At 42.0% G+C, this 533-nt stretch carries 1 protein-coding gene; it reads left to right on the top strand.

Going from position 1 to position 533, the window contains the following annotated elements; all coding sequences use genetic code 11:
* Window positions 1-533: RNA-guided endonuclease InsQ/TnpB family protein (locus ACMHKH_RS14705; RefSeq protein WP_413521362.1), on the top strand; the 533-nt coding region annotated here is incomplete at both ends.

Raw genomic sequence — 533 nt, 5'->3', positions numbered from 1 at the left:
TCGGTATTGACTTAGGTTGTAAAGACTCAGCAACCACCACTAATGGTGAAGTATTGACTACTAAATTAACCTATCAATATGCCGAAAAACTAGGTGTCGCACAGCGCGGCAAGAATAAAATTCGTGTTCGTGCAATTCATGCTAAGATCAAAAATACTCGCCAACATTTAATCCACAAATTTACAAGCAAACTTGTCAAAGATAATGATGTGATCATCATTGGCAAAATTCAATCAAAATCATTCACCTCAACCAAACTGGCTAAATCTATCTATGATGCAGGTTGGTTTGAAATAAAGCGGCAACTGACCTATAAATGCAAGCATGCAGGTTGTCACTATGATGAGGTAAATGAAAGCTACACCACCCAGACTTGTTCGTGTTGCGGCTCACGCCAAAACAGTCCGAAAGGTAGGATAGATCTCGGAATAAGAGAATGGCTTTGTGAGTGCGGTGTCACTCATGACCGTGATGTCAATGCGGCAAAGAACATTCTTGCGCTCGGGCTTGAGCGTCTGGCTGTAGGAATCACC

Source organism: Psychrobacter glacincola (assembly GCF_965118485.1).
In the GTDB taxonomy this organism is placed as follows: Bacteria; Pseudomonadota; Gammaproteobacteria; order Pseudomonadales; family Moraxellaceae; genus Psychrobacter; species Psychrobacter glacincola_D.
Note: the sequence above shows the minus strand (reverse complement) of the source record. Positions and strands in the feature narration are given on the sequence as shown.